Origin of the sequence: Streptomyces sp. BK022 (assembly GCF_004217355.1) — a bacterium.
In the GTDB taxonomy this organism is placed as follows: Bacteria; Actinomycetota; Actinomycetes; order Streptomycetales; family Streptomycetaceae; genus Streptomyces; species Streptomyces griseoluteus.
In genome coordinates this window covers 336,650-358,950 of sequence record NZ_SHKU01000003.1, presented here as the reverse complement: position 1 = coordinate 358,950, position 22,301 = coordinate 336,650, and the positions used below count along the sequence as shown (strand labels likewise).

General features: G+C 71.7%; 17 protein-coding genes. 9 read left to right on the top strand and 8 right to left on the bottom strand.

Annotation, left to right across the window (positions count from 1 at the left end):
- Window positions 1-159 precede the first annotated feature (159 nt).
- Window positions 160-1,365, top strand: coding sequence for an acyltransferase family protein (locus EV284_RS13130; RefSeq protein WP_130333554.1), 1,206 nt, complete (start codon window positions 160-162; stop codon window positions 1,363-1,365).
- A gap of 10 nt (window positions 1,366-1,375) precedes the next feature.
- Here the strand turns inward: EV284_RS13130 and EV284_RS13125 are convergent, their stop codons facing one another.
- The 4 genes from EV284_RS13125 to EV284_RS13110 form a co-directional block, all read right to left on the bottom strand.
- Window positions 1,376-1,828 carry an HD domain-containing protein gene (locus EV284_RS13125; protein ID WP_130333552.1) on the bottom strand — a complete coding sequence of 151 codons (453 nt, stop codon included), beginning with the start codon at window positions 1,826-1,828 and terminating at the stop codon, window positions 1,376-1,378.
- Window positions 1,829-1,850: 22 nt separating this feature from the next.
- Window positions 1,851-3,023, bottom strand: a complete 1,173-nt coding sequence (locus tag EV284_RS13120; RefSeq protein ID WP_130333550.1) for a PP2C family protein-serine/threonine phosphatase — start codon at window positions 3,021-3,023, stop codon at window positions 1,851-1,853.
- Between the two features lie 238 nt (window positions 3,024-3,261).
- On the bottom strand, window positions 3,262-4,071 hold the full coding sequence (locus EV284_RS13115) for a DNA-formamidopyrimidine glycosylase family protein (protein ID WP_130333548.1): 810 nt from the start codon (window positions 4,069-4,071) through the stop codon (window positions 3,262-3,264).
- Between the two features lie 68 nt (window positions 4,072-4,139).
- Window positions 4,140-4,625, bottom strand: a complete 486-nt coding sequence (locus EV284_RS13110; RefSeq protein WP_130333546.1) for a ribose-5-phosphate isomerase — start codon at window positions 4,623-4,625, stop codon at window positions 4,140-4,142.
- Between the two features lie 244 nt (window positions 4,626-4,869).
- Here EV284_RS13110 and EV284_RS13105 point away from each other — a divergent pair, with 244 nt between their 5' ends.
- Window positions 4,870-6,294 carry an amino acid permease gene (locus EV284_RS13105; protein WP_130333544.1) on the top strand — a complete coding sequence of 475 codons (1,425 nt, stop codon included), beginning with the start codon at window positions 4,870-4,872 and terminating at the stop codon, window positions 6,292-6,294.
- 83 nt (window positions 6,295-6,377) lie between these two features.
- A complete protein-coding gene (locus EV284_RS13100; RefSeq protein WP_130333542.1) occupies window positions 6,378-7,073 on the top strand; it encodes an alpha/beta hydrolase in 696 nt (231 codons plus the stop codon).
- 78 nt (window positions 7,074-7,151) lie between these two features.
- Here the strand turns inward: EV284_RS13100 and EV284_RS13095 are convergent, their stop codons facing one another.
- Complete coding sequence (locus EV284_RS13095; protein WP_130333540.1) at window positions 7,152-7,730, bottom strand: biotin transporter BioY; 579 nt, start codon at window positions 7,728-7,730, stop codon at window positions 7,152-7,154.
- Window positions 7,731-8,036: 306 nt separating this feature from the next.
- Between EV284_RS13095 and EV284_RS13090 the strand changes: the two genes are divergently transcribed.
- On the top strand, window positions 8,037-9,419 hold the full coding sequence (locus EV284_RS13090) for an amino acid permease (protein ID WP_130333538.1): 1,383 nt from the start codon (window positions 8,037-8,039) through the stop codon (window positions 9,417-9,419).
- A gap of 131 nt (window positions 9,420-9,550) precedes the next feature.
- Window positions 9,551-10,198 carry a superoxide dismutase gene (locus EV284_RS13085; RefSeq protein WP_130333536.1) on the top strand — a complete coding sequence of 216 codons (648 nt, stop codon included), beginning with the start codon at window positions 9,551-9,553 and terminating at the stop codon, window positions 10,196-10,198.
- A gap of 123 nt (window positions 10,199-10,321) precedes the next feature.
- On the opposite strand, the gene EV284_RS13080 is transcribed toward EV284_RS13085, so the two are convergent.
- The gene (locus tag EV284_RS13080) at window positions 10,322-10,984 is read right to left on the bottom strand and encodes a DsbA family protein (protein ID WP_130333534.1); all 663 of its coding nucleotides are present in this window, start codon (window positions 10,982-10,984) and stop codon (window positions 10,322-10,324) included.
- A gap of 140 nt (window positions 10,985-11,124) precedes the next feature.
- Between EV284_RS13080 and pepN the strand changes: the two genes are divergently transcribed.
- Window positions 11,125-13,695, top strand: a complete 2,571-nt coding sequence (pepN, locus tag EV284_RS13075) for an aminopeptidase N (RefSeq protein WP_130333532.1) — start codon at window positions 11,125-11,127, stop codon at window positions 13,693-13,695.
- A gap of 206 nt (window positions 13,696-13,901) precedes the next feature.
- On the top strand, window positions 13,902-14,939 hold the full coding sequence (locus EV284_RS13070; protein ID WP_130333530.1) for a hypothetical protein: 1,038 nt from the start codon (window positions 13,902-13,904) through the stop codon (window positions 14,937-14,939).
- On the opposite strand, the gene EV284_RS13065 is transcribed toward EV284_RS13070, so the two are convergent.
- On the bottom strand, window positions 14,940-16,697 hold the full coding sequence (locus EV284_RS13065) for a TIGR03767 family metallophosphoesterase (protein ID WP_130333528.1): 1,758 nt from the start codon (window positions 16,695-16,697) through the stop codon (window positions 14,940-14,942).
- A 207-nt stretch (window positions 16,698-16,904) separates the two neighbouring features.
- Entirely contained in the window at window positions 16,905-17,405 is a 501-nt protein-coding gene (locus EV284_RS13060; protein ID WP_207229018.1) for an NUDIX domain-containing protein, read from the bottom strand.
- 200 nt (window positions 17,406-17,605) lie between these two features.
- Here EV284_RS13060 and EV284_RS13055 point away from each other — a divergent pair, with 200 nt between their 5' ends.
- Window positions 17,606-20,908 carry a S8 family serine peptidase gene (locus EV284_RS13055; protein WP_130333526.1) on the top strand — a complete coding sequence of 1,101 codons (3,303 nt, stop codon included), beginning with the start codon at window positions 17,606-17,608 and terminating at the stop codon, window positions 20,906-20,908.
- A gap of 332 nt (window positions 20,909-21,240) precedes the next feature.
- The gene (locus EV284_RS13050; RefSeq protein WP_130333524.1) at window positions 21,241-22,257 is read left to right on the top strand and encodes an aspartate-semialdehyde dehydrogenase; all 1,017 of its coding nucleotides are present in this window, start codon (window positions 21,241-21,243) and stop codon (window positions 22,255-22,257) included.
- Window positions 22,258-22,301 lie beyond the last annotated feature (44 nt).

Sequence of the window (22,301 nt, the reverse complement as noted above, 5' to 3'; positions counted from 1 at the left end):
CGAGTCCGGACATAACAAGGCAGGAAAACGTGTTTCCTGTGTCCGCGATCACGCGGTAACGCAAGCAAGTTGCGCGATTAAGTGGGTATCCGGGGGCCATGAATGGGATCGACCTGGATGGTTTTACTGACGCCCACGCTCGACGCTAGGGTGCCTGAGATGTTCGACGCCTCCCCGTCCCCCGGCCAGACCCGCGCGTCCGCGTCACCGGCAGCCCAGCCGGACGCCGTGGTGCCCACCCCCCGCGTTCCGCCCAGCGGTGAGAGCGTGCGGCGGAGCGGGGATGCGCGGGAGGGCGGTGCGGCACAACCCGCCAAGCAGCGCGACTCGTTCTTCGACAACGCGAAGTACCTGGCGATCGTGCTCGTGGCCATGGGGCACTCCTGGGCGCCGATCAAGGGCGACAGCCGCGTCCTGGAGGGCCTGTACGACGTCGTGTACACCTTCCACATGCCGGCGTTCGTCATCATCTCCGGTTACTTCTCGCGCAGTTTCGACATGCGCCCGGACCGGCTGAAGCGCCTCGTCACCGGTGTCGCCGTGCCCTACGTCGTCTTCCAGACGGCCTATCTGCTCTTCCGGCGTTATGTCGGGCACTCCGGCGAGCCGTTGGACCTGACCTCCCCCTGGTACCTGACGTGGTTCCTGTGCGCGCTGTTCGTCTGGCGGCTGACCAGCCCGCTGTGGAAGCTGGTCCGCCACCCGCTGCCGATCGCGCTCGGTCTCGCCATGCTCGGCTCGATCTCCCCGGCGGCCAGCGGCACCTTCAGCCTGGGCCGGGTACTGCAGCTCATGCCGTGCTTCGTCCTGGGCCTGTGCATGAAGCCCGAGCACTTCGAAGCGGTGCGCCGCCCGTGGGTGCGGATCGCGTCGGTGCCGGTCTTCGCGACGGCGCTGGTCGTCGGCTGGTGGGCGGCTCCGCGTATGCAGGACAACTGGTTCTACCGGGAGAGCGCGGCGCAGAACCTGGGCGCGCCCTGGTGGACCGGGCCGCTCATGACTCTCGCGCTGTTCGGCTGCGCGGTGCTGCTGAGCGCCTGCTTCTTCGCGTGGGTGCCCCGGCGCCGGACCTGGTTCACCGCGCTGGGCTGCGGCACCCTGTACGGATACCTGCTGCACGGCTTCGTCATCAAGTACGCCACCTTCCACGGCTGGTTCGACCACGGCCGGCTGCACGGTCCGCTCGGGGAGATCCTGGTGAGCACGCTCGCGGCCGCCGTCGTCACCGTGCTGTGCACGGCCCCGTTCCAGCGCCTCTTCCGCTTCGCCATGGAGCCGAAGATGGAGTGGGCGTTCCGGCAGGACCCCACCGAACTGGCCCGCGCGCGGAGCCGGCAGCCCGTGCGGGAGAAGGCGGGCGTGTAGCGCCCCTCCCCTACTCCCCTTCCGGCCGGCCGAGAAGCGCGCGCATCCGCGTGTACTTCTCGGCCAGTCGTACGCGGGTCGGCTCGTCCAGCACCGCGAGGCGGGCCGGGTCGGCGTTGTGGGCGAGGTCGGCGTGCTTGACCAGGGCGGCGCCCGGCGTGGCGAGGATGCGGCGGGAGTACGCCTCGGACGGCTCGCCCGGGCGTCTGGTGAGGGCGAGCACGATGGCCTTGGTGCGCGGGGTGAGGGCGGCGCCGTCGAGCCACTCCTCGCTCAGCGCGTCGTCCTCGACGGCGTCGTGCAGCCAGGCCGCCGCGATCTGCTCCTCGTCGCCGCCGCGTACCCGCACCCCCTCGGCGACGGCCGCGAGGTGTTCGGCGTACGGTCGGCCCGCCTTGTCGGTCTGGCCGGCGTGGGCGCGGCGGGCGAGGTCCTCGACCTGGGCCAGGGTGAGTGGAGTCATCGGCCCAGTCTCGCACCGGGGTTCAGCGGAGGGGCGCGGATGCCTCGCGGCAGATCAGCAGCAGCGCGCGGTCGTCGTTGACGTCCTTGGCGACGGCCTCGATGAGGTGCCAGGCGGCGCCGTGGAAGCCGCCCGCGACATAGCGGTCGGCCTCACCGGTGAGGCGGTCGATGCCCTCGGCGATGTCCCGGTCGGAGGCTTCCACCAGACCGTCGGTGAAGAGCATCAGGACGTCTCCGGGCCGCAGGGTGCCCTTCGTGGAGTCGAACTGCCCCCCGTCGTAGACCCCGAGGAGCGGGCCCTCGGCGGCCTTCTCCTCCCAGCGGCCGGTGCCCGCGCTGAGCTGGAGGCCCGGCGGGTGGCCCGCGGAGTACAGCTCGTAGTCGCCGGAGTCGAGGTCGAGCACCAGGTGGATGGAGGTGGCGAAGCCCTCGTCCCAGTCCTGGCGGAGCAGGTAGCCGTTGGCGGCGGGCAGGAAGGAGTGCGGGGGCAGCGAGCCGAGCAGGCCGCCGAAGGCGCCGGACAGCAGCAGGGCGCGGGAACCGGCGTCCATGCCCTTGCCGGAGACGTCGGTGAGGACGACCTCCAGGGTGCGGCCGCCGTTGGTGCGGGCGGCGACGACGAAGTCACCGGAGAAGGACTGGCCGCCCGCCGGGCGCAGCGCCATCTCCTGGTGCCAGCCTCTCGGCAGCTTGGGCAACTCGCTCTGGGCGCGGATGCGTTCGCGGAGGTCGAAGAGCATGGTGCCGCCGCGCCGCCAGGGCACGCCGACCCGGCTGCGGAACTGCGCGGTCAGCAGCCCGAAGAAACCGCAGGCGGCGACGACCAGCACGATGCCGGGGGTGACCCTGGAGGGTCCCTCGGTGTACGGGCCGAGCCGCACCGACTCCACGATGAGGGCGGCGGCGGCCGTGGCGTACAGGCCGAGCAGGCTGGCGGGGCGCAGCACCAGGCCGCCGGCGACGATAGGGATGACCAGGGTGGCCGGGGAGCACCAGACCGAGTTGGCCAGTGTGAGGGTCATGAGGACGGGAATGGTGAGGAGCAGGCCGACCAGGGCGATCCAGTCGGGGCCGTCGCCGCGGAAGTAGTCGACCGCGCTTCTGCGCAGCGCGACGCGGACCCGGTGCCACTGCATCTTCCACCGGGCCGTGAACGTCTCGGCCTTCGCGCGCCGTTCTCGTCCTGCTGCCATCAGTTCGGGACCCTATCCATCCAGCCGGCCGCGCGGCACGGGAGGTCCCACTTGTCCCCCGTGCGAGGTCACTTCGCGTTTCGACCACGCGGTCCGACTACACAGTGAACGGCACGCGAGGCCGTCCGCGCTGCCACCCGGCGTAAATTCCCCGCGCTCCCGGGCGGCGGGCTGGGCTTACTGGCAGGACAGAACGGGGCGCACGACCGGTTCACGGATGCGCACGGGGCGCACGAGGTCAGCGGAGCTGGCAGGCGGGGCACCAGAAGAGGTTGCGGGCGGCGAGCCCGGCGGTGCGGATCTCGGTGCCGCAGAGGTGGCAGGGCAGGGTGGCCCGGCGGTAGACGTAGACCTCGCCGCCGTGGTCGTCGACGCGGGGCGGGCGGCCCATCGCCTCCGGGGTGTGCTCGGGGCGGACGGTGTCGATGCGGCCCAGGCGCACGCCCTCGCGCATCAGCGCCACCAGGTCGGCCCAGATCGCGTCCCACTCGGCCTCGGTGAGGTCGCGGCCGGTGCGGTAGGGGTCGATGCCGTGCCGGAAGAGGACCTCGGCGCGGTACACGTTGCCGACGCCCGCGATGACCTTCTGGTCCATCAGCAGGGCGGCGACCGAGGTGCGGCTGCGCCTGATCCGCTCCCAGGCGAGGGCCGGGTCGGCGTCGGGGCGCAGCGGGTCGGGGCCGAGGCGGTCGTGGACGGCCCGCTTCTCGCTGTCGGTGATCAGCGCGCAGGTGGCCGGACCGCGCAGGTCGGCGTAGGCGGTGTCGTCGACGAGGCGCAGCCGGACGGTGTCGGCCGCCGGGGGTGCGGGAGCCGGGCCGAAGGCGACCTTGCCGAAGAGGCCGAGGTGGATGTGGACCCAGTCGCTGTCGCGGAAGCCGAGGAAGAGGTGCTTGCCGTGGGCGTCGGTGGTGGTCAGCCCGGCGCCGGTCAGCAGCTCGGCGGCGTCGGCGAACTTGCCCTGGGGGCTGGTCACCAGCGGGGCGGTGCCGGCGAAGCGCTCGGCGTAGTCCTTGGCCAGCCGGTGGATCGTGTGCCCTTCTGGCACGGCCGGGCGTCCTTCCTGCGTCTGCGAGGGCCCCCGCCGCGTTCCGGTCGGCGGGGGCGGCGACAGCGTTACCGCTGGGGGTGGTGCGCCGGGATGGGCGGGAGGTCGCCGGTGTTCTCGTACTCCGTCAGCATCTCGATGCGGCGGACGTGGCGCTCTTCGCCGGAGAACGGGGTGCCGAGGAAGATCTCGACGAACTTGGTCGCCTCGTCCTCGGTGTGCTGCCGGGCGCCGACGGCGATCACGTTGGCGTCGTTGTGCTCGCGGCCGAGCGCCGCGGTCTCCTCGCTCCAGGCGAGGACGGCGCGCACCCCCTTCACCTTGTTGGCGGCGATCTGCTCGCCGTTGCCGGAGCCGCCGATCACGATGCCGAGGGAGCCGGGGTCGGCGACGGTGCGCTCGGCGGCCCGGAGGCAGAAGGGCGGGTAGTCGTCCTGGGCGTCGTAGATGTGCGGCCCGCAGTCGACGGGCTCGTGGCCCGCCGCCTTCAGCCACTCGACGAGGTGGTTCTTGAGTTCGTAGCCCGCATGGTCGGAGCCGAGATACACGCGCATGCACCGAGTGTGTCACGCCCGATTCCGGGCAGCAGCTCCGGGTTCGATCGGGGAATGTGAGACGGGCCATAGAACCTCAAGCGAACCTCAGGTAACAATCCGGATTCAGAGGTTCCCGAATTCGTTCCCCTCAGATTCACTGGACCGCCTCGTACACCGCTCGTGCGAGGCCCCGTACGACGTCGTACGACTGTTTCGCCGTCCGTACGGGAACCGCTCCACCTGGCGCAAAGGAATTCCGTCCATGTCCCATGGTTCCGGGCTGCAAGCAGGTCTCAAGAACCGTCACCTTTCGATGATCGCCATCGGTGGTGTGATCGGTGCCGGCCTTTTCGTCGGCTCCAGTACGGGTATCGCCACGGCGGGCCCCGGCATCCTGCTGTCCTACGCCCTCGTCGGCACCCTCGTCGTCCTCGTGATGCGGATGCTGGGCGAGATGTCCGCGGCCAACCCGACCTCCGGGTCCTTCTCCGCGCACGCCGACCGTGCGCTCGGCCGCTGGGCCGGGTTCTCCATCGGCTGGCTGTACTGGTTCTTCTGGGTCGTGGTGCTCGCCGTCGAGGCGACGGCCGGCGCGAAGATCCTGGAGGGCTGGATACCGGCCGTCCCGCAGTGGGGCTGGGCGCTGATCGTGATGCTGGTGCTCACGGCGACCAACCTGGTGTCGGTGGGCTCCTACGGTGAGTTCGAGTTCTGGTTCGCCGGGATCAAGGTCGTCGCGATCGGCGCGTTCATCGTGGTCGGCGCGCTGGCGATCTTCGGTGTGCTGCCGGGTGTCCACAGCGACAAGGCAGGCCTGTCCAACCTCACCGCGCACGGTGGCTTCCTGCCGCACGGGCCGGGCGCGATCCTCACCGGTGTGCTGCTGGTCGTCTTCTCCTTCATGGGCAGCGAGATCGCCACGCTGGCGGCCGGTGAGTCGGAGAACCCGCAGCGTGCGGTCACCAAGTCGACCAACAGCATCATCTGGCGCATCGCGGTGTTCTACCTGGGCTCGATCCTCGTCGTGGTCTCGCTGCTGCCGTGGAACGACCCGTCGATCAAGACCGACGGTTCCTACGTCGCCGCGCTGAACTCGCTGGGCATCGCGCACGCCGGCGAGATCATGAACTTCATCGTGCTGACCTCGGTGCTGTCCTGTCTGAACTCGGGTCTGTACACCGCGTCCCGGATGGCGTTCTCGCTCGGTGAGCGCGGGGACGCGCCGAAGGTGTTCGCGAAGACCAACTCCCGCGGTGTGCCGATGGCCGCGATCCTGGCCTCGGTGCTGTTCGGCTTCGTCGCGGTGTTCTTCAACTACAAGTTCCCCGACTCGGTCTTCCTCTTCCTGGTGAACTCCAGCGGCGCGGTCGCGCTCTTCGTCTGGCTGGTCATCTGCTTCTCGCAGCTCCGGATGCGGAAGATCATCCAGCGGGAGGCGCCGGAGAAGCTCGTCGTGAAGATGTGGCTCTACCCGTACCTCACCTGGGCCACGGCCGCCCTCATCGTCTTCGTCCTCGGCTACATGCTGACCGACACGGAACACGACGGCCGCGAAACGGTCCTGCTGTCCCTGATGGTGGCCGCGGTCGTCCTGATCATCGCCTTCGTGAAGCAGTCGGTGACGGCGAAGCGGACCCAGCCGGAGATCCCGGCGACGGAGGACCCGGAGAAGGTCCCGACGGCCTGACCCCGGTCCCCTGAAAAGCCCGGTGCCCCCAGCAACCTCCTGGGGGCGCCGGGCTTCGCCGCGTCCGCCTCTATCCTTCCGGCATGGTGACGCGGCGATTCGCCGGTGTGGGAGGGGTACGGCTCGCCTACCGGGTGTGGGGGCCGCCGGAGGGTCCGCCGCTGGTCCTCCTGCCCGCGCTGGGCGAGGTGAGCGGCGACTGGGACACGGTGGCGGCGGAGCTGGCGCACGGGCGGCGGGTGTACGCGGTGGACCTGCGCGGGCACGGTGACAGCGGCCGGCCGGGGACGTCCTCCCTGGAGCTGATGCGCGCCGACGTCCTGGGGCTCCTGGACGTCCTGGGGCTGGACCGGATCGACCTCGTCGGGCACTCGCTGGGCGGCATCGTGGCGTACCTCGTCGCGGCGGCCCGGCCCGGCCTGGTGGACCGGCTGGTCCTGGAGGACGTCGGTGCGCCGTGTCCCCGTCCGGCCACGGCGCCGGAGCGGCCGGACGGGGAACTGCCCTTCGACTGGGCGATGGTGCTCGCCGTCCGCCGGCAGATCGACAGCCCGCCCGGCGACTGGCTCACGGCGCTCGGTGACATCACCGCCGAGACCCTGGTCCTGGCCGGTGGCCCGAGGAGCCACATTCCCCAGGAGAGCGTCTCCCGGCTGGCCCGTCTGATCCCGGACGCCCGGCTGCGCACGATCCCCGTCGGCCATCTGATCCACCGGGAGGCACCGGAGGCGTTCGCGGAAGCGGTCATGGAGTTCCTGGGCGGCCCGTCCGCCGGGTAGCCGGACGACGGAGCCGTCAGGGAACGGCGAAGGCCCGCCCCCTCTTCTCGCAGAGGGGGCGGGCCTTCGCCGTCGGGGTCAGCTCTTGCCGGTCAGCTTCCACGCCGTGGGAAGCGCGCCCATCGCCAGCGCCGCCTTCAGGGCGTCGCCGATGAGGAAGGGCGTCAGGCCCGCCGCGATGGCCGCCGTGGCGGACATGTGAGCGGCGAACGCCAGGTAGGGGACGCCCACCGCGTAGATGATCGCCTCACCGAGAAGCATCGTGCCGGCCATGCGCAGCGGGGAGCGGTCCGCGCCCCGGCGGGCGAGGGCGCCGACGGCCGCGGCGGCGAGGAGCATGCCGAGGACGTAGCCGAAGGAGACGGAAGCGCCGGAGCCGCCCTGGGCGAACCACGGCACACCGGCGAGGCCCAGGGCGGCGTACAGCGCGAGGGCGGCGAAGCCGCGGCGGGCGCCGAGCGTCGTGCCGACCAGCAGCGCGGCGAAGGTCTGCCCCGTCACCGGGACCGGGGAGCCGGGCACCGGCACCGCGATCTGGGCCGCGAGACCGGTGAGCGCCGCGCCGCCGAGCACGAGGGCGGCGTCGCGCACGCGCGAGGAGGGAAGGAGGTCGGCGAGGACGGCGCCGGGCCGAGCGGTGACGCTGGCGGTGCTCATGGGGACTCCGCGGGTCTGTGGACAGGGGCAGGGGACAACACCGCGACGCTATACCGGCCCGCACGCGCCGATCACCGTCTGTGCTCGACAAAGGCGTGAACAGGGGCTTGGTGGGCTTCGCACAAAGGACGCGACTTACACCGGAACCGACGTGACACCGGTCACCGAGCACCGGCGCCGGGTAAACGGACGTAAGCATTCCGTAAAGCGAGTGTCCGTATAGCGGACACCCTCCGTGCCTCCCGGCCGGCTTCGCCCAGACTGGGGGAGTTTTTACCCGCCTACCGCACTGGACGAGCCGCGCCGATGCCCAGCACCACCACGCAAGCGCCCCAGGAGCAGAAGCAGGGTGCCCCGCTCTCCTCCGGCCTCAAGCAGCGCCATCTCTCCATGATCGCCCTGGGCGGGGTGATCGGCGCGGGCCTGTTCGTCGGCTCCGGCGCCGGCATCGCCGCGGCGGGACCGTCCATCGTCGTCGCCTACACCCTCTCCGGCCTGCTGGTCCTGCTGGTGATGCGGATGCTGGGCGAACTGTCGTCGGCGTACCCCTCCTCGGGTTCGTTCTCCGCGCACGCCGAGCGGGCCATCGGACCGTGGGCCGGGTTCACGGTCGGCTGGTCGTTCTGGGTCATGCAGTGCACGGTGGTCGGCCTGGAGGGCATCGGCGCCGGCAAGATCGTGAGCGGCTGGCTGCCCGGCACCCCGCAGTGGGCCTGGGTCGCGCTGTTCATGCTGATCTTCTGCGGCGCCAACCTGACCGCGGTGAAGAACTTCGGCGAGTTCGAGTTCTGGTTCGCCGCCCTGAAGGTCGCCGCGATCTGCGCGTTCCTGCTGCTCGGCGTGCTGGCCATCGCGGGCGTGCTGCCCGGCACCCACTCCCCCGGCGCCTCCCACCTCACCGACTTCCTGCCCAACGGCGGCGAGGGCCTGGTCCTCGGCCTGCTCGCGTCGGTGTTCGCGTACGGCGGTCTGGAGACGGTCACCATCGCGGCCGCCGAGTCCGAGGACCCGGTGCGCGGCGTGGCGAGCGCGGTGCGCACCACGATGTGGCGGATCGCGCTGTTCTACATCGGCTCGATGGCCGTCGTGGTCACCCTGGTGCCGTGGGACTCGAAGGAGGTCGTGGAGCGCGGCCCGTACGTCGCCGCCCTGGACACCCTCGGCATCCCCGGCGCCGGCCGGGTGATGGACGTCGTGGTGCTGGCCGCCCTGCTCTCCGCGATGAACGCCAACATCTACGGCTCCTCGCGCATGCTGCACTCCCTGGTCCAGCGGGGTCTCGGCCCGAGGGTGCTGGCGAAGGTGTCCGGCGGGGTGCCCCGGATCGCGGTCCTGGTCTCGTCGGTGTTCGGCTTCGGCTGTGTGCTGCTGAGCTACTGGCGCCCGGACGACGTGTTCATGTGGCTGCTGAACATGATCGGCGCGGTCATCCTGGTCGTCTGGATGTTCGTCGGCGCCTCCCAGCTCCTGCTGCGCCGCCGTGCCGAGCGCGCCGGTGACACGCCGCCCGCCGTGCGGATGTGGGCGTTCCCGTGGCTGACCTGGGCCGCGCTGCTGGGCATGGTGGTGATCCTGGTCCTGATGGCCCGGCAGCCCGGCACCCGCGTCCAGCTCTACTCCACCGGCGGCCTGACCCTGGCCCTGGCGGCGGGCGGTTACGTGTGGCAGCGGGCGCGCGCCCGCGGCTGAGTCCCCCTGAAGCAGGCCCCCACGTGTGCGACACGTGGGGGCCTTCGCGTACCCCCTTGCCCGCGGGCAGCCTTTTGTTGCTAGCGTGTAGTTGCAAGTAAGTTGCAATAAGGCTCGGAGGGGACCCGTCCATGTCCGTCTACACGCTGCCCGAACTGCCCTACGACTACGCCGCGCTCGCGCCCGTCATCAGCCCCGAGATCATCGAGCTGCACCACGACAAGCACCACGCGGCCTACGTGAAGGGCGCCAACGACACCCTGGAGCAGCTCGCCGAGGCGCGGGACAAGGACGCCTGGGGCTCGGTGAACGGGCTGGAGAAGAACCTCGCCTTCCACCTGTCCGGCCACATCCTGCACAGCATCTACTGGCAGAACATGACCGGCCCGAAGGACGGCGGCGGGGAGCCCCTGGAGCAGGACGGCGTGGGCGAGCTGGCGGACGCGATCAGGGAGTCGTTCGGTTCCTTCGCGGCCTTCAAGGCCCAGCTGACCAAGGCGTCGGCCACCACCCAGGGCTCCGGCTGGGGCGTGCTGGCGTACGAGCCGCTGAGCGGCCGGCTGATCGTGGAGCAGGTCTACGACCACCAGGGCAACATCGGCCAGGGCTCCACGCCGGTCCTGGTCTTCGACGCCTGGGAGCACGCCTTCTACCTCCAGTACAAGAACCAGAAGGTGGACTTCATCGAGGCGATGTGGCAGGTCGTGAACTGGCAGGACGTGGCCCGGCGCTACACCGCGGCCAGGTCCCGCGCGGACGTGCTGCTGCTGGCCCCCTGAGGACCCCCCGGAGTTCCCCGAACGTCCCGCCTCGTGATCGTCTTCTCAACCTTCACCCGGCGGGCGGATGAAGGAAGCCCCCCGGTGAGGACGTGACTCACCGGGGGGCTTCTTCGGGTCAGGCTAGAGATTGCTGAAGTCGGGGCCGGCCGTACGGCTGCGCTTCAGCTCGTAGAAGCCCGGCACCGAGGCGACCGCGAGGGTGCCGTCCCACAGGCGGGCCGCCTCCTCACCCTTGGGGGCCGGGGTGACCACGGGGCCGAAGAAGGCGATCTGCTCGCCGTCCGGGCCGGGGACCGCGATGACCGGGGTGCCCACGTCCTGGCCGACCTTCTCGATGCCCTCCTTGTGGGAGGCGCGCAGCTCGGCGTCGAACTCGAAGTCGGTCTGGTCGAAGTACTCGATCAGACCGGCGGGCAGGCCCACCTCGTCGAGCGCGCCCACGACGGCCTCACGGCTCGGGCCCTCGCCGTCGTTGTGGATGCGGGTGCCGAGCGCGGTGTAGAGCGGGCCGAGCACATCCGCGCCGTGCTTCTGCCAGGCGGCGGTGACCACCCGGACCGGCTGCCACGCCTTGGTGGCGAGCATCTCCCGGTACTCCTCGGGCAGCTCGTCGATGCGGTCCTCGTTGAGGACGGCGAGGCTCATGATGTGCCAGCGCACCTCGATGTCCCGGACCTTCTCCACCTCCAGCACCCAGCGGGAGGTCATCCAGGCCCAGGGGCAGAGCGGGTCGAACCAGAAGTCCACCGGGGTCTTGCCCGACGTGGTCGCGGTCTCGGACATGTCTCTCCTCGCGAGAAGGTCTTTCCCAGCGGCAACAGCGGCTTCGGCCGCGCAATTCCCCGATGCCGCCGGTCAGGGCCGCATGGCAGGATCGTGCCGATCAGTGCCCCACATCATGCGACCACAAGGGAGTGCCGCCCGTGCCCGGTGAGAATCTGACCCGCGACGAGGCCCGCGAGCGGGCCGCCCTGCTGTCCGTCGACGGGTACGACGTGGCGCTGGACCTGCGCTCCGCCGTGGGCGAGCCCGACGGCGAGCCGCGGACCTTCCGCTCGGTGACCACCATCCGCTTCCGCTGCGCCGAACCGGGTGCGACGAGCTTCGCCGACCTGATCGCGCCGAGCGTGACCGCGGTGTCCCTCAACGGCCGCGACCTCGACCCCGGCGAGGTGTTCGACGGCGCCCGGATCACGCTCGCGGACCTGGCGGCCGACAACGAGCTGATCGTGGACGCCCGGTGCGCCTACTCCCGCACCGGCGAGGGCATGCACCGCTTCGTGGACCCCGAGGACGGCGAGGTCTACCTCTACACGCAGTACGAACCGGCCGACTCCCGGCGGGTGTTCGCGAACTTCGAGCAGCCCGACCTCAAGGCGCCCTTCCGCTTCGAGGTCCGCGCGCCCGAGGGCTGGACGGTGTGGAGCAACGGCGCGGGCGAACTCGTGGACGGTGTCTGGCGGTTCGCGGAGACCAAGCCGATCTCCACGTACATCACCTGCGTGGTCGCGGGCCCGTACCACTATGTGACCGACTCCTACGAGCGGGTGCTGGCGGACGGGTCCACGCTCGAGATCCCGCTCGGCGCGATGTGCCGCAAGGGTCTGGCGCCCTACTTCGACGCCGACGACGTCTTCCTGATCACCAAGCAGGGGCTGGACTTCTTCCACGAGAACTTCGACTACCCCTACCCCTTCGGGAAGTACGACCAGGCGTTCGTGCCGGAGTACAACCTCGGGGCGATGGAGAACCCCGGGCTGGTCACCTTCCGGGAGGAGTACATCTTCCGGGGCAAGGTCACGCAGACCTCGTACGAGGCGCGGGCCAACGTGATCCTGCACGAGATGGCGCACATGTGGTTCGGCGACCTGGTCACCATGGTCTGGTGGGACGACCTGTGGCTGAAGGAGTCCTTCGCGGACTTCATGGGCACCTTCGGCAACGTGGGCGCGACCCGCTTCAAGGACGCCTGGACGACCTTCGCCAACCGCCGCAAGGCGTGGGCCTACCGCGCGGACCAGCTCCCCTCCACCCATCCCATCACCGCCGACATCGGCGACCTCCAGGACGCCAAGCTCAACTTCGACGGCATCACCTACGCCAAGGGCGCCTCCGTCCTCAAGCAGCTGGTGGCGTACGTCGGGCAGGACGCCTTCCTGGAGGGCGCCCGGCGCTACTTCAAGCGGCACGCCTACGGCAACACCCGGCTGGACGACCTGCTCTCGGTGCTCGCGGAGACCAGCGGCCGGGACATGACGGCGTGGGCGGCGGCGTGGCTGCAGACGGCGGGGGTCAACTCGCTCACTCCGCAGGTGCTGCTGGACGACGAGGGCCGGATCGACGAGCTGGCCGTGCTCCAGGAGGCGCCCGAGTCCCACCCCGAGCTGCGCCCGCACCGGGTGCGGGTGGGCCTGTACCGGCTGGGCGAGTCGGGCGCGCTGGAGCGGTACCGGAGCGTCGAGGTGGACGTCGAGGGCCCGCGCACGGTGCTGCCCGAGCTGGCCGGAGCCGAGGCGCCCGACCTCGTCCTGGTCAACGACGACGACCTCACCTACTGCAAGATCCGTTTCGACGAGACCTCGCTCGCCACCCTCCGCGAGCACCTCGGCGACCTGGCCGACCCCCTGGCCCGCGCCCTGTGCTGGTCGGCGCTGTGGAACCTGACGCGGGACGGCCTGCTCCCCGCGCGGGAGTTCGTCGCGCTGGTGCTGCGGTTCGCGGGCCGGGAGTCCGGCATCGGCGTGCTCCAGATGCTGCACGCCTGGGCCGGCACCGCTCTGGAGCGGTACGCGGCCCCCGAGTGGCGGGCCACAGGCGGCGAGCTGCTGGCCCAGGGCGCGCTGAAGGAGCTGCGGTCGGCCGAGCCGGGCGGCGAGGCGCAGTTGGCCTGGGCGCGCTTCTTCGCCTCGGTCGCGTCCGGCGCGGCCGACCTCGCCCTGCTGAAGGACCTGCTGGACGGCACCGAGACGGTCGACGGTCTCACCGTGGACCAGGAGCTGCGCTGGGCGTTCCTGGAGCCGCTCGCCGCCCACGGGGTGGCCGACGAGGAGGTGCTGGCGGCCGAACTGGCCCGCGACGACACCGCGTCGGGCAAGCGGCACCAGGTGCGCTGCCTGGCGGCGCGGCCCTCGGCGGCGGTCAAGGCGCAGGCGTGGGCGCAGGTCGTGGAGTCGGACGCGCTGTCCAACGCGCTGGTGGAGGCGACCCTCGCGGGCTTCGACCGGCCGGGCCAGCAGGAGCTGACGGCGCCGTACGCGCAGAAGTACTTCGCGGTGCTGGAGCGGGTGTGGCGGGAGCGGTCGATCCAGATCGCCATGCACATCGTCAACGGGCTGTTCCCGGCCCACCAGGACCGCCCGGAGACGCTGGCGGCGACGGACGCGTGGCTGGCGGAGCACGCGGACGCGGCCCCCGCGCTGCGGCGGCTGGTGCTGGAGGCGCGGGACGACCTGGCGCGGGCGCTGCGCGCACAGGAGTGCGACACCCACGCCTGATCTTTGGCCTGAGCTTCGGCGCCCGGTGACCGTTACGGAATCCGGGCACGGCGGCCCGTAACCCCTGGTCCCCCTCGATGGGACCAGGGGTTTTCGCCGTCTACTCGGCACCCGAACACCCGTCCTTTAGTGCCGTGTTGTCCGCATTGTTCGACGGATGTGTAACAGCGGTTACGGGTGGGCCGGAAGTAGGGCATTCCAGAGCCATGACGCACGACACCCCGCTCTCCCCCCGCCCGCTCCGCCACCTCACCGAGGTCCACCGCCGGGTCCTGACCGCCGCCCAGCTGCGCACCCACGGGGTGACGACGGCCGAGCTGAACGAGCGGTGCCGGGCCGACGGCCCCTGGCGGCTGCTGCTGCCCAACGTGGTCCTGCTGCACTCCGGTTCGCCCACGAGCGAGGAGCGCCTGCACGGCGCGCTGCTGTACGCCTCCCGCGAGTCCGTGCCCGGTGTGCCCGCCCAGCCCGGCGCGGGCGACCCGCACCGGGGGGCCTACGCCGAGGCGATGCTCACCGGTCTGGCCGCCCTCGCCCTGCACGGCCTGCCGTCCGCGCCCCCGCTGCCCGGTCTGGAGCGGATCGACGTCCTGGTCCCGAGGCTGCGCCGGCTGCGCTCGACCGGGTACGTGCGGGTGGTGCGCACCCCCGGCCTCCCGGTGGCGCGCCCCGTCGCGGGCCTGCCGGTGGCGCCGGTGGCGCGTGCGGTGGCGGACGCGGTGGCCCACCTGACGGACGCGGACACGGTACGGCGGCTGCTGACCGAGGCGGTGCGCGACGGCCACTGCGACCCGGCCGCGCTGGTACGGGAGCTGACCGAGGCCAGGCTGATGGGCCGGGCCCACGTGGTGGACGCGGTGGACTCGCTGGTGGCCGAGGGCCGCGCGGTGGCCGAGGACCGGCTGTTCCGGATGGTCACCGGGTACGGGCTGCCCGACCCGGTGTGGAACGTGGACCTGCGGCTGCCCGGCGGCCCCCACCTGGGCGGCCTGGACGCCTACTGGCCCGAGCAGGCGGTCGCCGTCGAGCTGGACACCCGGGCCCCGCGCCAGGACGAGGACGCGACCTGGTCGGAGTACGCCCGCAAGCGGGAGCACCTGGAGCGGCTCGGGATCACGGTCGTCCACATCACCCCGAAGAAGCTGCGGGATTCCATGGAGCAGCAGGCCGCGGTGGTCCGTACGGCCCTGATGGCCGCGGGCGACCGCGACCCGGCGGCGTACGTGGTGGTGCTGCCCCGGTAGTCAGCGCTTGGCCAGCAGCAGTTCGGTGTTGCGGTCGGCCGGTTGCCCGGCGAGTGTCGTGAGGGCGTCGGGGGCGTTGAGGGCCAGCTCGCGGTAGAGCGCGGCCAGGCCGCTCGGGGAGAGGTCGGAGCGGTCGGCGCGGTAGGGGGCCGCGGACTCCACCAGGGTGGTGAAGAGCGACAGGGTCCCGTCGGCGTTGTCCACCAGCTCGATGACACGGGCGAGTTGGGGGTGGTCGAGGTGGGAGGCGGTGGAGATCTCCCAGAAGCCGCCGCCGGAGGGCGACCGGTGCGGGGTGACGATGTTCTGGTGGACATGGCCGTTCACCCAGGCCAGTACGTTGCGGTGGGCGCCCAGCACCGAGATCAGCCCGGCCCCGTCGTGCCGCGCCTCGGCGGGGCGGTCGGGGTCGGGGCGGGTGTTGGTCATCGACGCGCCGGTGTGGTGGCTGAACACGATCGCGTGCGAGTCGGCGTGCTGCTTCAGGGTGCGTTCCAGCCACCGGAGCTGGGCGGTGCCGACGGAGCCCTGGTAGTGGCCGGCGGGGTCGATGGTGTCGAGGCTGACGCCGATCACGTCGTCGGAGATCCGGAAGGTGTAGTAGCGGGTGCCCGCCGCGAGGTTGTCCGCCGTGTAGCCGTGGCCCAGCGGGCCGTGGCCCTGGTGGGCCGGGTCGAGGTGGGCGCGCAGGTACTCAGCGGGGGTGAAGGGGGCGCGCCGCTCGTCCGGGGTGACCCGGCGCGCCGAGCGGGCGTGGGCCTTCAGGAAGTCGCGGTATCCGGTGCCCGCCAGGTCCTGGCCGGACTCGAAGGCCCGCTTCAGCGCCCGGGCCTCGGCCGGGGTGGCGTCCATCAGCTTGCGCCCGCCGACCGACACCTCCGCGAGGTAGGGGTCGGGCCGGGCGCCGAAACCTCCGCCCGGGAGGGCGTCGTGGTTGCCGACGGTGGAGTACCAGGGCATGTCCAGCCCGGGGCTGCGGACCTCGCGGACGGCGGCGGAGAGGAAGGCGGGCAGCCGGGGGAAGCCGAGCGCCTTGTCCTGGTCGCGGGCGGCGGAGCCGGGCTGCCAGTAGAGCGACAGGCCGCTGTTCTGGACGCCCTCGTAGTGTCCGGGGTCGCCGGAGTCCGGGGTGATGCGGCCGCCGCTCATCACCTTCAGGAACCAGTCCAGTTCCAGCCGGGAGTTGTTGTCGGTGTTGTCCCCGGTGGTCATGACGAACTGGAGCGGGTTGCCGGTGACCGGTCCGCCGCGCAGGGAGTTGATCCGCTCGACCAGCGAGACGGCGCCGGGGACGGTGAGCGCCTCCTGCGGGCGCCAGCCGCGCGGCGTGGCGGCACGCAGGAACTCCATCCGCCGCGGGTGCTGCACATCGGTCAGGTGCAGATCGGTGACCTGTACGAACGCGGCGAGCGTGGCTCTGCGCGCGGACCGTCCGGCACGGGGCGCGGCCAGTTCGTCCCGGACGACGCGCGGCCAGCCGGGGCCCTCGCCGAGGGTGCGGTAGGCGGCGGAACCGCGCGGTGTGGCCACGGTGGCCAGGGTGGTGCCGCGGGTGTACGGGGCGAGCGGGGCCGGGGCGGTCGTGCGGGCGGCCGGCGCCGGGGCGGGCGGGGCGGCGGCCCGCGGGGCGGCGCTGCTCTCGGCGGGGCGCAGGCTGAGGCCGACGCCCGCCGCGAGCGTGACGGCTCCCGCGGCGGTGAGGACGGATCGGCGGTGGAGCCCCTGGGCGGGGGCGTCGGCAGAGCGTGGGCGCGACATGCGGGGTCTCCCCTGGGTGCGGTCCCGACGGCGGTCGCGGGCCGCCGCTCGGACCGGCGCCCCGCTCGCTCTGGATCGTCGGCAGCGGGGATGAAACGCGCGTGAACGCCGGAGCAACGCACGACGCCGAACACCGCACGTCGATCAGCGTGCGCCAGGGGGCGGGGCGGACCGCCGCCGAACGGCCGGACGGCGGCCCGGCGCCGGTCACTCCTCGTTCACCGGCCGGGGAAGGACCGCCGCAGTCCCGCCCGGAGCGGCGTCCAGGCGGCCGGTGGGCGGGCGGTCGCGCCACAGGCCGAGGGCGGTGTCGATCAGGGAGACGCGGGTCAGGCCGGGCACCGCGCCGAGGTCGTGCCAGGCGGCGAGGTCGGTGGAACCGCCCACCTCGTACCGGAGTTCGCCGCCTATGACGTGTGCCGCGTACAGCAGCCGGACGCCGTGGTGGTCGACGGCGCGGCCGGGGAAGCGGCCGGGGAGCACCGCCCGGTTGGTGTGCACGCCGAGCAGGTCGGTGACCTCCACCCGGTAGCCGGTCTCCTCGGCCACCTCGCGGCGCACGGTGTCGTACGGGTCCTCGCCGAACTCGGCTCCGCCGCCCGGCAGCACCCACTCGTGGCCGCCGGCCCGCGCGGGCGAGCGGGCGAGCAGGAGCTGTCCGTCGCGGACACATACGGCGTAGGCCGCCACCCTCAACTTGCGTCTCATGACGGGACGTTAGCGCGGTCGGGGGCAGAACCGAGTGAATTCGGGCTCATTCGGTCCCCAACCGCACACATCGCATCGGGGGTTTTCCCCATACATGGATATCGATTCGGTCAACGAACCCCAAAAACCGGTCGCTTGGGAAAAGCTGCGCTGGTCCGGCACTGGACCTCGCGGACAACCCTCACCGACTAAGGGATGCGATGACCCACTCCCCCGACCGTGACCCGATACCCGGCCCGAGACGCCTGGCGCGCCTGACGCTGGCCGCCGGTGTGGTCGCCGCCCTCTGCGCGGCCGGCCCCGTGCCCATGGCGCTGGCCGCCGACGCGCCGCCCGCCCAGGCCACCGACCCCGGCGTCAAGCCCGCGCCCCGCAAGCTCGGCGCCGACGACGCCGACCGGCTCGCGGAGGCCAAGGCGGACGGTGCCAAGAGCGTCACGATGATGATCGCCACCGCGCCGGGCGCCACCGAGCAGGTCGCCTCCCAGCTCGACGCCGCCGGCACCGTGGGCCGCACCTTCGACAAGGTCGGCTACGTCCGCGCCACCGTCCCGACCGCCAAGGCCGACTCGGTCATCGCCGCCGCGGCCAAGCTGTCCTCGGTGCACGCGATCGACCTGCGCCAGGAGATCCCGCTGGACGACCCGGCACCGGGCGCGGACACCGCGAAGGACGCCAAGAACGCCCCTGCGGCGGCGACCTACCCGGCACCGGGCAGCAAGACCCCGGCGAAGAACCCGTACAACCCGTCCTTCGAGACCGGTGCCGTCGACTTCGTCGAGGACCACCCGAAGGCGGACGGGCGCGGGGTCACCATCGGCATCCTGGACTCGGGGGTGGACCTCGGTCACCCGGCGCTGCAGAAGACCACCACCGGTGAGCGCAAGATCGTGGACTGGGTCACCTCCACCGACCCGGTGAGCGACGGCGACGGCACCTGGCGCCGGATGACCACGGCGGTCTCCGGCCCCTCCTTCTCGGTCGGCTCCGGCGCGAAGGCGGAGACCTTCACGGCCCCGGCCGGCGCGTACAAGTTCAACTACCTGTACGAGGACGCCACCACCGGCGGCGACATGAAGGGCGACCTCAACCGCGACGGTGACACCACCGACGCCTGGGGTGTGCTGTACGACCCGGCCACCGGCACCGTCCGCGTGGACACCGACGACGACCTGGACTTCACGAACAACCCGCCGATGAAGCCGTACAAGGACGGCTACCAGATCGGCTACTTCGGCACCGACGACCCGCAGACGGACGTCGTCGAGCGCATCCCGTTCGTGGTCGAGATCCGCAAGGACGTCGTCTACAGCTCCTCGGGCGCCAAGGCCGATTACGTCAACATCGGTGTCATCGAGTCCGAGCACGGCACCCATGTCGCCGGCATCACCGCGGCCAACGGGCTGTTCGGCGGGAAGATGAACGGTGCCGCTCCGGGCGCCAGGATCGTCTCCTCGCGCGCCTGCACCTGGTCCGGCGGCTGCACCAACGTCGCCCTCACCGAGGGCATGATCGACCTGGTGACCAACCGGGGCGTGGACATCGTCAACATGTCCATCGGCGGCCTCCCGGCGCTGAACGACGGCAACAACGCCCGCGCCGAGCTGTACACCCGGCTCATCGACACCTACGGCGTCCAGCTCGTCATCTCGGCCGGCAACTCCGGCCCCGGCGCCAACACCATCGGCGACCCCGGCCTCGCCGACAAGGTGATCTCGGTCGGCGCCGCCATCTCCAAGGAGACCTGGGCGTCGAACTACGGCTCGGCGGTTCAGACCCCGTACGCGCTGATGCCGTTCTCCTCGCGCGGCCCGCGTGAGGACGGCGGCTTCACGCCGACCATCACCGCGCCCGGCGCCGCGATCAACACCACCCAGACCTGGCTTCCGGGCTCCCCGGTGGCCGAGGCGGGTTACACCCTGCCCGCCGGTTACTCGATGCTCCAGGGCACCTCGATGGCCTCCCCGCAGGCGGCCGGCGCGAGCGCGCTGCTGCTCAGCGCCGCCAAGCAGAAGAACATCGACCTCACCCCGGCCGTGCTGCGCACCGCGCTGACCTCGACCGCGCACCACATCAAGGGCGCGCAGGCGTACGAGGAGGGCTCCGGCCTGATCGACGTCGTGGACGCCTGGACCGCGATCCGGCTCGGCGCCTCGGCGCACGAGTACACCGTCAAGGCCCCGGTCGACACCGCGATCGACTACGCCCTGAAGACCCCCGGCTTCGGCACCGGCCTCTACGACCGCGAGGGCGGCCTGAAGTCCGGCCAGCGCAAGACGTACGACGTCACGGTCACCCGCACCACCGGCGCGGACCGCGCCGTCTGGCACCTGCTGAGCTTCGCCAACGACCCGGAGCACACCTACCGCGTCGTCGGCAGCCCGCTGGTGAAGCTGCCGCTGAACCAGCCGGTCACCGTCAAGGTGGAGGCCGCGCCGAAGTCGGCCGGGCTCAAGAGCGCGATCCTGCGCGTGGACGACCCGCTGACCGTGGGCGTCGACAAGCAGATCCTCGCCACGGTCGTGGTGGCGAGCCCGGTGGACTACAGCCGCTCCTTCTCCGCCTCGGTGCAGCGCAACAGCACCACGTCGTACTTCCTGACCGTGCCCGAGGGCGCGAAGTCGCTGGAGGTGGCCATCGGCGGCCTGAAGTCCGGCAGCCAGACCCGGTTCATCGCCATCCACCCCTACGGCACGCCGGTCGACAACACCAGCACCCCGTACTGCTACAACAACTACCTCGACGGCAACGGCTGCAAGCCCGACGTCCGCTCCTACGCCGACCCGCAGGCCGGCGTCTGGGAGGTCGAGGTCGAGGCGCGCCGCACCTCGCCGCTGCTGGACAACCCCTACAAGCTGGACGTCTCCGTGCTCGGCGCGGTCTTCGACCCGGAGACCGTGACCGTGCCCGAGGCCAAGGTGGGCGTCCCGGCCACCGCGTCCTGGAAGGTCACCAACAAGTACGCGGCGCTCGACGGCAAGCTGGTCGGCGGCCCGCTCGGCTCCGCGAAGGCCGCCCGCCCCGCGATCAAGGAGGGCGAGACCGCGACCACCACGGTCGACGTCCCGGCCGGCGCCAAGTCGCTGGACGTGGCCATCGGCAAGGTCTCGGACCCGGCCGCCGACCTCGACCTCATGGTCTACGACGCCTCCGGCAAGGAGGTCGGCGAGTCCGCCGACGGTGACTCGGAGGAGGCGGTCTCCGTGCCGTCCCCCGCCGCGGGCACCTACACGGTCAAGGTCGTGGGCTACTCCGTCCCGGCCGGCTCCACCGACTACGACTACCGGGACGTGTTCTTCTCCGACGCCCTCGGCGCGGTCACGGTCGACGGCTCGGCCCCGGTGAAGCTCGCCACAGGCGCCTCCGCCACGGTGACCGGCCAGGTCACGGCCGCCGCCGAGGCCCCGGCGGGCCGGGAGTTCTTCGGCCGCGTCCAGCTCGTGAACGCGCGCGGCACGGTCGCGGGCACCGCGAGTGTGCAGATCGGGAAGGTCACGCCGTAACCGGCTGATCCCCTTGACCTGGGGGGCGGGCGTCCTGGCGGGCGCCCGCCCCCTCGGCGTGTGCGGTGTACGTCACACCTCCGTATGGCGGTGGGCCGGACGGGCAGGGACCGGACAGCACGGCTTGCGGCCGACGGGTCCGGGGGAGGGAACTTCTGCGGCCGCTCCCGGCGCGGGACCGCAGGTCCGCAACCGTCTGGGAGGGTACGGGTGTCCCTCACATCGGGCACACCCGTACAAAGGATTGGACACGCGGCCCTGTGTCGGCCGCATGATGGAAAAGTGCCGGTCAAGCAAGTGACCCGGTACTGGGACAGACAGAGGGAGTCGTCGTGAGGGTCGGAATCGTCGGAGCCACCGGTCAGGTCGGCACGGTCATGCGCAAGATCCTCAAGGAGCGGGACTTCCCGGTCACCGAGCTGCGCCTGTTCGCCTCCGCCCGCTCGGCCGGAACCGTGCTGGACGGCGTGACGGTGGAGGACGCCTCGGCCGCCGACTACTCCGGCCTGGACATCGTGCTCTTCTCGGCGGGCGGCGCCACGTCCAAGGCGCTCGCGGAGAAGGTCGCCGCGCAGGGCCCGGTCGTGATCGACAACTCCTCGGCCTGGCGCCGGGACCCCGAGGTGCCCCTGGTGGTCTCCGAGGTGAACCCGCATGCCATCGCGGACCGCCCCAAGGGCATCATCGCCAACCCGAACTGCACCACGATGGCCGCGATGCCGGTGCTGCGCCCGCTGCACGACGAGGCCGGGCTCGAGGCGCTGGTCGTCGCCACCTACCAGGCCGTCTCCGGCTCGGGCCTCGCGGGCGTGGCCGAGCTGCACGGGCAGGCGCAGAAGGTCATCGCCGACGCCGACAAGCTGACCCACGACGGCGACGCGGTGGACTTCCCCGAGCCGGGTGTCTACAAGCGTCCGATCGCCTTCAACGTGCTCCCGCTGGCCGGGTCCATCGTGGACGACGGCCTGGGCGAGACCGACGAGGAGCAGAAGCTCCGCAACGAGTCCCGCAAGATCCTGGAGATCCCGGAGCTGAAGGTCTCCGGCACCTGTGTGCGCGTCCCGGTCTTCTCCGGGCACTCCCTCCAGGTCAACGCCCGCTTCGCCCGCCCGATCTCCGTCGAGCGCGCGACCGAGCTGCTGGCGCAGGCGCCGGGTGTCGCCCTCTCCGAGATCCCGACCCCGCTCCAGGCGGCCGGCCAGGACCCGTCGTACGTGGGCCGCATCCGCAGCGACGAGACGGTGGACAACGGCCTCGCCCTGTTCATCTCCAACGACAACCTCCGCAAGGGCGCCGCGCTGAACGCGGTGCAGATCGCGGAACTGGTGGCGGCCGAGCTGAAGAGCTGACCGGGCACGGCCGCGCGCCCCAGGCACCCCCGGGTGCCTGGGGC